We start from the raw sequence: 14,875 nt of genomic DNA, 5'->3' as shown, positions 1-14,875 counted from the left end.
ATATGCTTTTTGGCACCGGACAAAGCACGCTTTTCAAAACGACCCGGAGGCAGATGCCCTTTATGACATCGCTGGCCGTCGCCTTTGCGATCGCCCTGGCGTTCTCGACCTTTATCTATGTCGACTATTTCGCCCTGCCCCACATCGCCGCCGTTGAAACCCTCCTCGCCCTCGGCGCTTATTACGGGCTGCTGGCCGCCCCCCGCCGCACCGTGCTGCAGGCGGGCTTTCTTATCGGCATCTTCTGGTTCTACTGGATCGGCTTCAGTTTCCGCTACTACGGCATGCCCTGGGCGATGCCGCTGATGACCCTGCTTTTCGGGGTCGTCTACCTCCTCTATTTCGGCGTCCTCGCCCTAAGTGAACAACCATTAATACGTGCCCTTCTGCTCTTCGGGCTCACCTTCGTCGCCCCGATGGGCTTCAACTGGATGGTCCCGGAGCTGCCGCTGCTGCACAGCTATCTCGGCGTCGAAAAATGGCAGTTCGCCCTCATCCTCTTCGCACTCGCCGCCGTGGCCGCCTTCCGCTCCCCGCTTCGGTTCGGTGCACTGCTGTTTGTCGCCTTCGCCTACGCGCCCGCCTACACGCCACCACCGCCCCCGCCGCTGAAGATCAAGCTCGCCGCCACCGCCGTACCCCAGGAGCTCAAGTGGGAGAAGGCGTACCAGGTGCCGACCATCCTCGGCAACTTTGCGCGCATCGACGACGCCGCCGCGGAAGGGTATGACCTCATCATCCTCCCCGAATCGGTCTTTCCCCTTTTTCTCAACAAGGCCCCGGAGCTGATCGACGAACTCAAAGCGCGTTCGGAAAAAATCGCTATTGTGACAGGAGCCCTGCTCTTTGAGGACGGCAACAACTACAACGTCACGTACTTCTTCCATAAAGGGCAGATGCAGGTCGCCAAGAAGATGGTGCTCGTGCCCTTCGGCGAATACATCCCCCTGCCCAAATGGATGGGCGGCTGGGTCAACGAAGTCGTCTTCGACGGCGCCTCCGACTACCTCGCCGCCGACCACCCCACCGACTTCCTGATCGGCGGCACCCTCTTCCGCAACGCCGTCTGCTACGAAGCGACCACCGATGCGCTCTTTACGGGGGACCCGGAGTACATGATCGCCATCAGCAACAACGCCTGGTTCACCCCCTCGATCGAACCGACGCTGCAGCGGCTGCTGATGACCTACTACGCCAGACGCCACCACACCCGCATCTTCCACTGCGCCAACGCCGCGGGGACGGGGATCTTAGAGTGATCACGTCAAAGCTACTCGCCGAAGCAGAAGGCCTTTCGCACGGCTTTAGCGACCGCGCCGAGGGAGAGAGCACCGCGCCCTATGCGTCGTTGAACCTCGCCTACCACGTCGGGGACGACGCCGCCGTCGTCGATGCGAACCACGCCCTGCTGGCCGGGCAGCTCGGGTATGCCCCCGAACGTCTCGTGCATATGCGCCAGATCCACTCGGACCGCATTGTCCACTGCACCCCGGAGATGGGCTTTCATAGCCGGCCGGAGTGCGACGCGCTGATGACCGACATCGCGGGCCAGCCGCTGATGGTCATGGTCGCCGACTGTACCCCCGTGCTCCTGTATGATCCGCGCCGCCGCGCCGTCGCCGCCGTGCATGCCGGCCGTGCCGGAGCCCTCAAAAACATCGTCGGCAAAACCGTGGCCGCGATGCACGACGCCTACGGCAGCGACCCCGCCGACCTGCTGGCGGTGCTGGGGCCTTCTATAGGGAGCTGCTGCTACGAGATCGGGCCGGAGGTCGCGCAAGAGGTCCAGGCTGCCGGCTGCGAAGGGGCCCTCTCCCGCCGGGACGGCCGCACTTACCTGGACGTCAATGCCATTCTCGAAAAGCAGCTCGAAGCCGCTGGCCTTACGGCCGGGCATATCGACCTTCCCGGCAGCTGTACCGCCTGCCGTACCGACCGCTTCTTCTCCTACCGTGCCGAAGGGGGCACAACGGGGCGGCAGGCGGGGATCATTATGATAAAATAGTATTCAAAAAGGCTCCTGCTTGACCCTCTTCCAGATTATCCTCTTCGCCGCTGCCGCCTTTTTCGCCTGGCAGATCTATAAATTTGTCCAAACCCTCGGTGAGGGGGAGACCAAACTCCCCTCCCACAGTGACGTACCGCCCCCGTCCGAACCGGAGCGCCCCGCCTATCCGGGCACCCAGGAGATCGATGCCCTCATCGACAAGGCCGACAACGCCTACGGCGACGGCAAGCTCGCCGAAGCGCGGGTCTACCTGGAGCGGGCCGAAAAACAGGACCCGGACAGTCCGGAGGTCCTCAACAAGCTCGGCTTTGTCCTCTTCAAGGAGGGATCGAACGAGGAGGCCCTGCAGAAATACAACCGCTCCCTCACGCTGGACCCGGGCGACGACCTGACCCACAATGCCGTCGCGGGCGTGCTGCGGAAACTGGGGCGGCTGGATGAGGCGCAGGAGCACTACAAAAGCGCCGTCGACATCGACGACGCTTTCGAAGAGACCTACTACAACTACGGCCGTCTGCTGATCGAAAAGGGGGACATGGAAGGGGCGCGCATGATGTTTGAAAAAGCGCTGGAACTGCGTTCGGACTACCCCGAAGCGGCCGAAGCCCTGGAGCGCCTGCCGTGAAGCAGCAGCACCTTGCCGTCCTGATCGACGCGGACAACTCCCAGCCCTCCATCATCGAAGGGCTCCTCGACGAGATCGCCCAGTACGGCGTCGCCAGCGTCAAGCGCATTTACGGTGACTGGACCTCGACGCAGCTAAAAGGGTGGAAACCCCACCTGCTCGAACACGGCATCCAGCCCATCCAGCAGTTCGGCTACACGACGGGCAAGAACGCCACCGACAGCGCCATGATCATCGACGCGATGGACCTGCTCTATACCGGGAAGTTCGACGGCTTCTGCATCGTCTCCAGCGACAGCGACTTCACCCGCCTCGCCAGTCGCATCAGAGAGAGCGGCGTCAGCGTCTACGGCTTCGGGGAACGCAAAACCCCAAAACCCTTCGTCAGCGCCTGCGACAAGTTCGTCTACACGGAGAACCTGCGCAAGGACCGCATCGCCAAGGAGCAGATCGACGTTACCAAAGAGAAGAAGCTCATCGCCCTGCTGCGCGACGCCGTCGACGACGCCGCTGATTTCTCCGGTTGGGCCAACATGGGCATGATCGGCCAGATCGTCGCGAACAAGCAGCCCGATTTCGACCCGCGCAGCTACGGCTTTACCAAGCTCGGCGAGCTGATCCGCGCCACCGGGGCCTTCGAGTTCAAAGACGACGACCCCCTCAGCAACACCCGCGGCATCTTCGTGCACAACAAACGCCAAAAGAGGAGATACAACTGATGACCCTTCACGCCCTCTACGAAGCGCTTGATGCCCTCTCGCCCTTTGAGCTGCAGGAGAAGTGGGACAACTCCGGCCTCATCGTCGGCGACCCGGCGCAGGAGATCACGACAATAGTACTGAGCATCGACGTCGACGAAGCGCTGCTTGAAAGCCTCGAGGAGGGAACCCTTCTCATCACCCACCACCCGCTGATCTTCGGCGGACTGGGCGCGCTTGATTTCACGCAGTACCCTGCCAAGCTGCTGCAGATAATGGTCAAAAAGAACATCGCAAACATCGCCATGCACACCAATTTCGACCAGACCCATCTCAACCGCTGGGTCGCGCAGGAGGTCCTGGGACAGACGGCCATAGAGCAGGAGGGGTTCCTCGCCTGCTTCGACGTCGATACGGATTTCGAGACTTACGCCTGCGACGTCGCCGAACGCTTCGGGCTGGCGCAGCTCAAAACCGTCCAGTGCCACGAACGCCTGAAGCGCGTCGCCCTCGTGACGGGTTCCGGCGCCTCCCTGATGCACGGGCTTAAAGCCGACTGCCTGCTCACCGGCGACATCAAGTACCACGACGCTATGGAGGCCAAAGCCCTCGGGCTCTCCATGATCGACATCGGCCACTTTGAAAGCGAACGCTTTTTCCCCGAGGTCCTTGCCCCGCATTTGAAAAATTTCGGATTAACGGTTATAATTTCGTCATCGAAAAACCCGTTCACATATTATTGATCGTAGTAGCCCCCGACGGCAACGGGTAGCGGCATTGCAAACAATGCTGTTTCAAACTTTCCCACGGATAAAGGAATCTTCTGTGAACAAGCACCTCAAACAACTGATCGACCTTTCCAAGATCGACAAAGAGATCGACGCTTTCGACCCGCAGATCGAGGCAGCCAACCATAAATACGAATCGGCCCTTGTCAAAAAAGAGGGTCTCGAGAGCAACATTGAAGGCCTCGAAAACGAGATCAAGGACGAGCAGCTCAAGCACAAGAAGAATGAGCTCCACCTCGCCGAACTCTCCCAGAAGCTCGAAGAGAACCGCAAAAAAAGCGCGGAGATCAAGACCGAGAAAGAGATGAAGTCCCTTCAACTCGAAGAGGAGATCGCCAAGGAGCAGATCAGCTTCGCCAACGAAGAGATCGAACGCCTCGACCGCATCATCGAGAGCAAAACCGAGCGCGTGAACGAGCTCAAAGCACAGATGGACGAGCTCGATGCCAACCTCGGCAGCGTCAAAGAGGAGGTCGATGCGAAACTGGCAGAGATCGACGGCGAGCGCCAGCAGGTCTTTGCCCGCAAACAGGAGCTCGTCTCCCAGATGAACCAGAAGGGGCTCTCCTTCTACCAGAAGATCCGCCGCTGGGCGAAAAACACCACAGCCGTTCCGGTACGCAACCAGGCGTGCATGGGCTGTTTCATGGTCATCAGCGACAAGGTCTACGCCGACGTCATCAAGGGTGAAGAGATCACAACCTGTCCGCACTGCGGACGTATCCTCTACCTCGAAGAGGAAGCAACTGCCGAAGCGTAAGCTTCGCACCCCCCATTGCACGGCACTGTCATGAAGCCGTTTTCACTCATCTATTTCCTGCTCAGCGCCCTGCTCTACGTCGCCGCGCTTCCGCTGCTGCTGCTTTTCAGCCTCCGCTCGAAATACCGCGAATCCCTGCCGGCCCGCTTTTTTCTCAAAGGCAACCCGCCGTTTACGCCCGGAGGGATCTGGTTCCATGCCTGCTCCGTCGGCGAAACGCGTGCCCTGAAACCGCTGTTGGCGCCCCTTTCGCCGGAAGAGGTGCGCATCAGCACCATCACGCAGACCGGCCAGGACGTTGCCAGGGGGTACGGCAGCGAGCACCGCTATCTCCCCTATGAGCTCTTTATGCCCTTCTGGGTCAAACCCCAGCGCGCGCTTGTCGTGCTCGAGGCGGAATTTTGGTACCTGCTCTTTGCCGTGGCCCGCGCCAGGGGGGCGAAGGTCGTGCTGCTCAATGCCCGCCTCTCCGAACGCAGCTTCCCCCGATACCTGAAGCTGCGCTGGTTCTACCGGCGGCTGTTCGCACGGGTCGACAAGATCTTCTGCCAGAGCGCAGCCGACAAGGCCCGTTTTGAACAGCTCGGCGCTTCCAATATCGAGGTGATCGGCAATATCAAGCTGGCGCAGAGCGTCACCACCACGAAGACGTATGCCAAACCCGAAGGCGAAACGATCGTCGCCGCCAGTACCCATGAGGGGGAGGAAGCCATGATCCTCGAGGCTTTTCGCGCCCGCCATGCCGAACACCCCGACAGCCGCCTGCTGGTCGTCCCCCGCCACCCCGAGCGTTTTGACGCCGTCTGGGAGCTGCTGCACGGCCAGTGCGACGGCGAGCGCATCGCCCGGTGGAGCACGGACGGCGGCATCGACGCGCTGGGGGAGCACCCTGTCGTCCTCGTCGACGCCATGGGCGAGCTCAACAACCTCTACGCCATCAGCGACATCGCCGTCCTCGGCGGTGCCTTCAAGGCGGACGTCGGAGGCCACAACCCGCTCGAACCGGCCCATTTCGGCTGCCGGACCCTCAGCGGGTCGCACTTTTTCAACCAGCGCGAACTGATGCGCTATGTCGACAACATCGCCGTCGTCGAGAACGATGCGCTCACCGAAGCGCTCCTGCACGCCGAAGGGCTCCGTCCCGCATCGATCAACGGCAGCGTCGATCTCCAACCTTTTTTTGACTACCTCACCAAGGAGAGCGCCTCATGAAAAAATCACCGAACGACTACCGCGGACAGAGCAAGAAACTCGAAGCCAAGAACAAGATCAAGTCCAAGGCCTTCGCCAAAAAAGACGCCGGCCGCAAAAACCCGGGAGCCCAAAGAGCCAAAACCGCGGAGCCCGAAGAGAGCCGCTACGTGCAGACACGCTCCAGCGGCCCCTCAGACAAGGCCTACAAACTGCTGGCGGCCCAGGAGGATATCTCCAACGCCAAGGCCAAGGAGCTGATCGACCGCGGGCTTGTCTACGTGGGCAACCAGAAGGTGATGATCGCCCGGGGCGAACTGCCGCTGAAGACCGAGTTCAAAGTCCAGCGCGTCGAGCGCATCCGCCCGATCTTCGAAAACGACGACCTCATCGTCGTCGACAAACCCGCCTTCCTCAACGCCGATGAAGTGGAACGCCAGTTCAAAGGGACCCACCTGCTCCACCGCCTCGACCGAGAAACGAGCGGGGTGCTGATGCTGGTCAAGAACGAAGCGTTCCGCGGGAAGGCAATCGAGGCCTTCAGAAAAGACGAGGTCTATAAAGAGTACGTGGCATGGGTCGAAGGGGTCGTGACCGAAGAGGCCGTCATGGACGAGCCTATTCTGACGGAAAAACGCCACGGCAAGGCCCACTCCAAAATCTCCAAAAAGGGCAAGCCGGCCGTCACGGAGATCTACCCGATGGAAGTATCGGGCAAAAAAAGCAAGCTCAAGCTCATCATCCACCACGGCCGGACCCACCAGATCCGCGTCCACCTGCGCGCCTTCGGCCACCCGATTGTCGGGGATGAGCAGTACGGCGGACGCCGCAGCCAGCGGGTTATGCTGCATGCGAAAAAAGTCGAGCTGCTCGGCATGACCTTCGAAGCTCCGGAACCGAAGCTTTTCATCCACTTCTCCGCCTAGGCCCTCCTTCGCACGCCAAGGCCGCACGCGGAAGCGGCGGGAAGCCTACAGCTCTTTTTTGGGAGCGGCGTAGACCTCGATCTCGACACGGCGGTTCGCGGTACGCCCCTCGTCGGTCGCGTTCGTCGCCACCGGCTGGCTTTCGCCCATCGCACGGGTTTCGATCATTCTCGGCGAAATACCGAGGGCGACGAGCTTGCTTCTGACGGCATTCGCGCGGCGCTGCGAGAGTTTCATATTGTACACTTCCGTCCCGACGCTGTCCGTATGGCCGACAACGACCAGGCGGTCATTTTTCTGCAGCCTTCCGGAGAGCTGTTTCAGCGCGGCATCGCCCTGCGGCTTCACAATGGACTTGTCGAAATCGAAGAGGGTATCCGATGCCAGGACCACACGCTCTGTCGGTTTTTTGATGATAACAGGCTTGGGTACCTCTTTGATGACCTCGACCTTCTTGACGACTTCCACCTCTTTGACGACCTCTTTTTCCAGAACCGTGCCCTCGCCGGGGACCGGTACCTCTTTGACCACGACGATCTTTTCGGGTTCCGGCTCTGGGATGCCGAATCGGTAAACAACCCCCAGAGAGTAGAGGTTCACGTCGTAATCGGACCTGGACCCGGCTTCGGCGAGGTGATACCCTTCCCATTCAGCGCGTACGCCGAGGGCAGGGGTGAAATCGTACTGCACGCCGGCACCGAGCTTGTAGCCGACGTCCCATTCGGTCACATGCATATCTTTGGGCGCGCCGTTGACGAGCAGGGTGCCCCCGCTGTAGGTGTAGTTCTTGCTCATCCCCGCGTACAGCACCCCGATACGGGCAAAGACGGTGAGGGCGTTAAGGAGCGGGAGGTGGGCGAGCCCGTCCATGTTGATCCCCTGTCCCGAGAGCTTGCCTTTATAGACCTCTCCGGTATTGGTGACATCCTTGAACGAGAGTTCACCCAGGTTAAAATACCCCCCTTCAACAGCAAAGTACTGATTGAAGAGGTAACCGCCGAAGGCTTTGACGCCGAACACCTCCTCGTCTGCCGTCGAATTTGCCACATAACAGGTCGGGTCTCCCTGGCACACCTCTTGTTCGGTCGTGGAGATGGAGACCGAACCGGTCGCATATCCGAGATTTACCCCGAGGTAAGGCCCGGGCATCGCGATGCGTTCGACCGCCTGCCCCTGCACCGCCACCGCGACGAGAGCCGCCGTCGCGGCTATCCGTTTCATTTTCATTTCTTTCCTTCCGTTCCCGGGACGCGTACCCCGTTATTTTTCAGAACTCTCTAGTTCCCGTATATCAGACTCATCATGGTCACGTCCGCCTTGCCGATACTTGCTCCCAGCAGTCCTGTGACCGAGTCAAGCAGCGGTGACAGCAGCGGCAGCAGAATCGACAGCAGCGGGTCGAGCAGGCTTCCAAGCAGCCCACTCACATCAATCGGGATGCCCAGCAGATTGATTGTCAGTTCCAGATTGCTTACCAGCGTATTGAGCAGTGCGCCCGTTGTCGACCCCGTCGGTGCATAAACACTCTGCATCTGCTGCATATCGACCGGCAGGAAGTTGATTCCGCCGCTGTCAGCCACGCCCGATGCATAGGCCTTCACGGTGATCTTCACCAGCCCCAGGAGATTGACGAGATCGGCGCTGCCGACATCCTCAGGCGAAATCGGCTGCTGCGAGAAGAACTGATCTTCGGGGATTGTACCAATCACAAGTGTGGCCAATCCGTTGCGAACATTCATGGCGATCTCGTCGTTGTTCAGGACCGTCAGGTTAGCCTCCGACGAGCCAAGCTCAAGGTAAAGCGGCAGGTTGATAAGGTCGGCACTCACTGCTCCTTCGCCGTCCAGCGACGTATTCAGCGCTCCGAGAAGATCCCCCAGGATGCCCCCGACTTTGAGGTTAAGCTGCAGACGTGTCGATGCGGAGTGGATCGTATCGCCCTCTTTCATCACGGCGATTGCCGGCGGTGTAATGACCTGGAGTTTCAGGCCGCTGCTTTCATCCGTCAGAAGCGGCAGGGAGAGCGGTACCTCTATCGGGGCGTTCAGTACCGGCGCAAGCGCCTGGTTGATGCCGCCCAACAGCGACTGAACACTCAGCTGCGCCGCGGAGAGGCCCGTCATCGACAGCACATCATTCACCTGCATCGGCAGCGTATCGACCGGGAACTGGAGCAGACTGCCCACACTGATCGGCGTATCGCTGAGACCGGAGGCGTTGACCTCTGCCCTCAGATCGGTCACGAGCTGATGTGCCTCGGCGGCATCGAGCCCTTCCAGCTCATCGGCAATGAGCCTCAGCATCGCGTCGAGCGTCACATTGCTGTCGACCAGGTCTTCGACCGTTGATGCCGACACGACATCGACAAGGTCCGAGACCAGTTTGGGGAAGCCGAGGCTAACGCCGGCCAGCCCCCCGGACCCCAGGAGGTCCACCGATGCCTGCGTCCCCAACAGACCGCCGAGCACACTGCCGAGTACCTCGGAATTGTTCGTGTCAACCGTTACCGGAGTCGACGCCATAGAGAAGACAGCCGCCTGGACCACCTTCATCGGCCCTGTCGTAAAGCTGTTCACGCTGTCATATTCCAGCTGCAGTCCGGTGAGAGACGTCACCGGCTGCTTGATCGTGAAGGTATACGTCGCATTGTAATCAAGCGGAACCGACGGCGTGAAGGTCATGAGGTGATCATCGCCGACATCGCTGTAGTTGATCGTCCCGTTGACAAAGCTACCGTTGCTCTCGCGCAGATAGACGTTGGTACTGTTCAGTGTCGCCGTATTGACCGCTTCATTGAAATTCCCCAGGATATGTACGCCGATGGAGACGTTGGTGTCGCCGTCATTGGGCAGGACCGTGACCTGCAGATATTTCAGCGTGCCCGTACGGAAACGGATGATATTGTCCGCCGCGAGGAGGTAGCCGTCACTCGCTTTGACTCCCCTTGTGACATAGACGGTGTAATTCGAATCCATCACAAGATCCGCATTGGACGTCAAGGTAAAGAGCTTGGTATCCGTACCGTAGAATTTGATCGTCGAGGAGACTTTGGTGCCGTTCTCATCCAGCAGATAGAATGTCGAATCGTTCACGGTCGATACATTCATCTCTTTGTTGAATTTCGCCGTGATCAGCTTGTTGATCGGCACATTGACCGCTCCTTCGGACGGATCAACCGTCACCTGAAGTTCACCACCGTTGACATTGTCGTCAAACGCGCTGTCGCGTCCGCACCCGGCTAAAATCAACACCATTGCCATGCCAAGGATGCCGGCCAGCCCCCACTTATACTTAGACGTCTTCACCAATTACTCCTTATGATTCATCAAAAACGCCGTACCGCCTGACCGACAGCGTTCACCTCTTCCCGCGAGAGAAGGTGACACTTTTCCCCTCCATCCCACTGACATCTCATTTCTAACGAAATGAATCATATCTTCATGAGACTTAATATAAATCAAAAAATACATTTTTTCATTATTTTATGTGTATTTATCAAAAAATTATCAAGAACATATTCTTTATTTATAAAACTTTATGCAAAAAAGTCATGTTTTATCGTCAAATATTAAAAATATGCTTTGCAGCAATGTCTGAGGCGGGCATACCTGTCACGCAGCATGCTGATTGCAAGAAACAGGATAGAAAGCGATGATGTGTTGTCGTTAAAAGGTTCGGAGAGTTCTAGGGATGAAGGAGGCTCCGGGGAGCTCCTTCCTTGAATGCAGGTGTGTCGTTACTTCGTTTCCCCTGCGGGGAGGGTAACTTCATCCGCCGGCGGTGTGATCTCTTCCCCCGGCTCTTTCGGCGCAGCGATGATGTCGATTTCAACGCGGCGGTTCTGCGCGCGCCCCTCATCGGTCGCATTCGTCGCGACGGGATCGCTCTCCCCTTTGGCCTTCGTTTCGATACGGTCGGCGTCGATGCCGTTGATGACCAGTTCGTTCTTGACCGCGTCGGCACGGCGCTGTGACAGTTTGAGGTTGTACAGCTCAGAACCGATGCTGTCCGTATGGCCCGTTACGATCAGCTTGTCGTCTTTTTGCAGTTTGACCACGAGGTCTCTGATCGCAGCTTTACCTTCCGGTTTCACGATAGCCTTGTTGAAGTCGAAGAGTGCATCCGTCGCCAGGACGACGCGTTCAACCGGCTTCCGGATGATGACCGGTTCCGACGGCACCTCTTTGACGACCTCTTTCTCGACGACTTTTTCGACAACAACAGGTTCGGCCGGGACCGGGACCTCTTTGACCACGACGACTTTTTCCGGCTCCGGCGGCGGGACCGGTGCGTTCGGATCTTCTCCGAAGCGGTAGACGACACCGACGGACCAGAGGCTCATATCGAGACCGGAATTGGAAGCGTCCTCCTCCATGTGGTAGCCTTCCCATTCGCCGCGGACACCGAGGCGGGGTGTGAAGTCATACTGCACGCCCAGGCCGACTTTCAGGCCCGCACCCCACTGGCTGGGACTCATGTCTTTCGCGACGCCATTGACATAGAGCGTGCCGCCACTGTAGGAGTAGTCTTTGCTGACTTCGGCATACATCACACCGAGGCGTGCAAAGGCGGTCAGCTGGGACAGGATCGGAAGGTGTCCGACCACGTCGGCATTGAGCCCCTGCGTCTTCGCGGTACCTTTATAGGTCTCCCCCGTACTCGTATCGTGTTTGAACGAAAGCTCGCCGAGGTTGAAATAGCCCCCTTCAATGGCGAAGAAGTCGTTAAAGAGGTAACCTCCGAACAGCTTCAGTCCGAAAGCGTTCTCGTCAATGGTGGAGTTGATCACGGTACAGGCCGGATCGCCGTTACACGCTTCCTCGGCCGTATCGGTCTCATTTACCCGGCCGGTCGCGTAACCGACATTGCCCCCGATATAGAACCCCGGGAAGGCAATGCGTTTCGCCGGGAAATCAGCATACGCCGCAGTGGTGAGCAAAAGCGCTGCCGCTGCCAATGAATATCTTCTCATTATTATTATCCTTCTTTTCACGGGGCATGGCCCCGTTTTCATTCTCTATTCTATCTGTTACGGCTGCTCGATATAGTGCTCGATCAGACTCAGCATCGTGACATCGGCCTGACCGCTATACGCTCCGAGCGCGCCACTCAGCATATTCAGGATCGGCGACAACGCCGGTGCAAGCGTGTTCACAAGCAGATCGCTCAACGCCCCTGCAAGCGCGCTGACATCAAGCAACGGAAGGCCAAGCAGTGTCACCTGCAGCTCAAGGTTGCTTGTCAATGTTCCCAGCAATGAGCCTGTCGTATCTCCCAACGGTGCGAAGGCACTCTCCATCTGCGGTACATTGATCGGCAAGAAGTGCATCGTCGTATTGTTCGAATCCCCGACAGCATACGCCTTGGCAGTCACGGTTGCAAGCCCAAGCAGATTGATAAGGTCTACCGGTGCGAAACTGTCAGCCGTCAATGGCTGATCGGAGAAGAACTGATCATCCGGAATCGTCCCGAGGTAGATTGAGGCAAGCCCGTTCTGTACCGCCATCGCGACATCGTCAACAGAAAGCGTAGTCAAGTTGCCTTCAGCGGCACCCAGCACGATATACAGCGGGATATTGAGGATCGCATCTGTGCCGAGCCCAAGCAGCGACAACAGGTCTGTAAGCGCCGAACCGGTCAGTGTAAGCTTCAGCTGAATTCTTGCCTGGGAAGCGCGGATCGTATCCCCCGGAACCATCAGCGCAATTGTCGGCGGACTCACCAGCTGCGCACGAAGCGTGCTGTTACCGTCAGTCAATCCCGGAATGGAGAGTGGAATCTCGATAACACTTTGTGTAATCGGAGCCAGTGCAGCATTAACCGAACTCAACACAGAGACCACATTCGCCTCTGCCGCCGAAATACCATCCATGGCCAGAACATCTGTCACATTCGCAGGGAGAACACTATCAGGGAACTGCAACAGGTCCCCGATAGCTACCGGCTGATCAAGGCCCTGGTCAGCCACAGCCTGCGCAATTTGATCCACAGCATCTTTACCCGGTCCTGCCGGCATCTGATCGGAAATAATCTGCAGCAGTGTCGTCAGACTGACGTTACTGTCCACGAGCTCCTGTACCGTCGTCGAATTGGTTTCCCCGCTGAGTGCGGCCACCAGTCCCTCGTAGTTGATCGTCGCCGCAACCAGTCCCTGCACGCCATCGACGCCCAGGGAAATATTTGTCCCGAGCAGATTGCCCGTGACACCGTTGAGGGCCGATTCGTTTGTATCGGCTGCCACGGCAGTAGTGCCCATACTGAAGACGGCCGCATCGATGACGCGGATCAGGTTGCCGGTTGTGAATGTTGAGTTCACGTCGCTGGCAAGTGTGTCGCCGTTGACCGCCGCAACCCCCGTTGTCACCGTAAAGGTGTAGGTGTTGTACGCCGTCAGGTTCGCATCCGGGTTGAAGACGGCGATATAGTTGCCGCTGTCATAGCCGATCGTACCCGGCAGCAGGCCGCCGCCGCTATTTTCAAGATAGAAGGTCGCGGCATCAAGGGTCGTCTCGTTGACGTCCTCGTTAAAGTAGGCGACGATATCGTCACTGACCGGAACGCCTGTCGCGCCATCCATCGGGACGATGTAGACCTGCAGCTCAGTCTGGGTGCCCGTCGTGAAGGTCGATGTCTCATCCGTACCCAGCTGTTCGCCGTCGAGGGACGTCACGTCGTTTTCGACCATGAAGGTGTAATCGCTGTTCGGAACCAGCGTCGTACCTGGATCGAGGATAAAGGTCACGACCGTATTGCCGCTCGCATCCGTTGCCGTATGCAGCGTACCCGGAACGTGGGTGCCGTTTTCATCCATCAGGTAGATATTGCCCGAATTGAGCGTCGACAGATCCATCGGTTTGTTGAAGGTGGCGGTTACCATCGTGTTGATCGGCACACCTGTCGTACCGTCGGACGGCATGATCGTCACGGCAAGGCGCAGCCAGTTGCCCGTCACGAACATGGCCGTCTCGTTAGCGGCGAGCGTATGTCCGTTCGGTGCCGACACAGCCGTCGTCACGACGGTGGTGTAAGTACTGAACGGCGCCAGGTTGGAAGCAAGTTTCAAGATCAACGTCGTGTTATCATCGGTGTGGTCGATCTTCGTCACCGGTACTTTCACGCTGTTTCCATCGAGCAGATAGAAGCTATTGCCATCGACTGTTGAAAGATCCACCGGCTCGTTGAACGTCGCGGTGATATTGGGATTGAGCGAGACATTGCTGTCGCCCTGCTGCGGATTGAGCGTGACGTTAAGCCCCAGACCCGTTCCGGTCGTGAACTGCGTGACGACGTCACCGCCCAGACGGGAGTAGTCCGTCGCTCTGATGCCGTTCGTAATGACGAACCGGTAGGTGGTGTTCGCCGTCAGATTAGCATCGGGCTTGAAGCGCAGTACCTTGTTCAGGTATGACCACGACCCCGGCACCATGCTGTCGTTCGGGTCCAGCAGGTAAAACGTTGTCCCCTCGATCAACGTTGCCTGCTGGAGATCCTTATTAAACGTTCCCGTAATGTCCGTATTGAGGAAAACGTCCGTTGCCCCGTCGGCAGGCGAAACGGTCACCTCAAGACCACTACCCTTGACATTGTTGTCAAAGGCACTGTCTGCACCGCATCCCGCCAGCATGAACATCATCGCCATGCCGAGGAAGAGTGCCAACCCCTTCTTCGTTTGCAAAAACAATTGCATTTTACACTCCTTCGTTTTTGAAGCTTTTTATCTCGGTTAAGGCCGCTTCCCGCCACAATCCCCGCGACAGAATATCGCGGAAGAATTCAATCAATAATATCACAGAAAGCTGAATCAAAACATAGTATTTATGATAGTAATAACAGTAAAAAATAATTCAAAATATATTATATGAAAACTATCGGGATTGTT

12 protein-coding genes are annotated in these 14,875 nt (G+C 58.1%); 8 read left to right on the top strand and 4 right to left on the bottom strand.

What is annotated here, in order from left to right:
- The first annotated feature begins 53 nt into the window (after positions 1–53).
- From LOH54_RS02620 to LOH54_RS02585, 8 genes are all read left to right on the top strand, one after another.
- Positions 54–1,259, top strand: a complete 1,206-nt coding sequence (locus tag LOH54_RS02620) for an apolipoprotein N-acyltransferase (RefSeq protein ID WP_231020243.1) — start codon at positions 54–56, stop codon at positions 1,257–1,259.
- A complete protein-coding gene (gene pgeF / locus LOH54_RS02615) occupies positions 1,256–2,005 on the top strand; it encodes a peptidoglycan editing factor PgeF (protein WP_231020242.1) in 750 nt (249 codons plus the stop codon). The genes LOH54_RS02620 and pgeF overlap by 4 nt, the downstream gene beginning before the upstream one ends.
- Positions 2,006–2,024: 19 nt before the next feature.
- A complete protein-coding gene (locus LOH54_RS02610) occupies positions 2,025–2,633 on the top strand; it encodes a tetratricopeptide repeat protein (RefSeq protein ID WP_231020241.1) in 609 nt (202 codons plus the stop codon).
- On the top strand, positions 2,630–3,352 hold the full coding sequence (locus LOH54_RS02605) for an NYN domain-containing protein (RefSeq protein WP_231020240.1): 723 nt from the start codon (positions 2,630–2,632) through the stop codon (positions 3,350–3,352). Before LOH54_RS02610 ends, LOH54_RS02605 begins: the two co-directional genes overlap by 4 nt.
- The gene (locus LOH54_RS02600) at positions 3,352–4,074 is read left to right on the top strand and encodes a Nif3-like dinuclear metal center hexameric protein (protein ID WP_231020239.1); all 723 of its coding nucleotides are present in this window, start codon (positions 3,352–3,354) and stop codon (positions 4,072–4,074) included. The genes LOH54_RS02605 and LOH54_RS02600 overlap by 1 nt, the downstream gene beginning before the upstream one ends.
- A gap of 82 nt (positions 4,075–4,156) precedes the next feature.
- On the top strand, positions 4,157–4,879 hold the full coding sequence (locus LOH54_RS02595; RefSeq protein WP_231020238.1) for a zinc ribbon domain-containing protein: 723 nt from the start codon (positions 4,157–4,159) through the stop codon (positions 4,877–4,879).
- A 30-nt stretch (positions 4,880–4,909) separates the two neighbouring features.
- Complete coding sequence (gene waaA, locus LOH54_RS02590) at positions 4,910–6,091, top strand: lipid IV(A) 3-deoxy-D-manno-octulosonic acid transferase (RefSeq protein WP_231020237.1); 1,182 nt, start codon at positions 4,910–4,912, stop codon at positions 6,089–6,091.
- On the top strand, positions 6,088–6,996 hold the full coding sequence (locus tag LOH54_RS02585) for a pseudouridine synthase family protein (protein WP_231020236.1): 909 nt from the start codon (positions 6,088–6,090) through the stop codon (positions 6,994–6,996). The genes waaA and LOH54_RS02585 overlap by 4 nt, the downstream gene beginning before the upstream one ends.
- A 45-nt stretch (positions 6,997–7,041) precedes the next feature.
- Here LOH54_RS02585 and LOH54_RS02580 read toward each other — a convergent pair whose 3' ends face one another.
- From LOH54_RS02580 to LOH54_RS02565, 4 genes are all read right to left on the bottom strand, one after another.
- Positions 7,042–8,217, bottom strand: coding sequence for an OmpA family protein (locus LOH54_RS02580; protein WP_231020235.1), 1,176 nt, complete (start codon positions 8,215–8,217; stop codon positions 7,042–7,044).
- A gap of 56 nt (positions 8,218–8,273) precedes the next feature.
- Complete coding sequence (locus tag LOH54_RS02575) at positions 8,274–10,301, bottom strand: Ig-like domain-containing protein (protein WP_231020234.1); 2,028 nt, start codon at positions 10,299–10,301, stop codon at positions 8,274–8,276.
- Between the two features lie 431 nt (positions 10,302–10,732).
- A complete protein-coding gene (locus LOH54_RS02570) occupies positions 10,733–11,968 on the bottom strand; it encodes an OmpA family protein (protein ID WP_231020233.1) in 1,236 nt (411 codons plus the stop codon).
- 57 nt (positions 11,969–12,025) lie between these two features.
- Positions 12,026–14,683: an Ig-like domain-containing protein gene (locus LOH54_RS02565; RefSeq protein ID WP_231020232.1), complete on the bottom strand. Its 2,658-nt coding sequence runs from the start codon at positions 14,681–14,683 to the stop codon at positions 12,026–12,028.
- Between the last annotated feature and the right edge of the window lie 192 nt (positions 14,684–14,875).

It is taken from the genome of Sulfurimonas sp. HSL-3221 (assembly GCF_021044585.1).
In the GTDB taxonomy this organism is placed as follows: Bacteria; Campylobacterota; Campylobacteria; order Campylobacterales; family Sulfurimonadaceae; genus Thiomicrolovo; species Thiomicrolovo sulfuroxydans.
The sequence above is the reverse complement of the archived record's forward strand: the minus strand, read 5'-3'. Positions and strand labels throughout refer to the sequence as shown.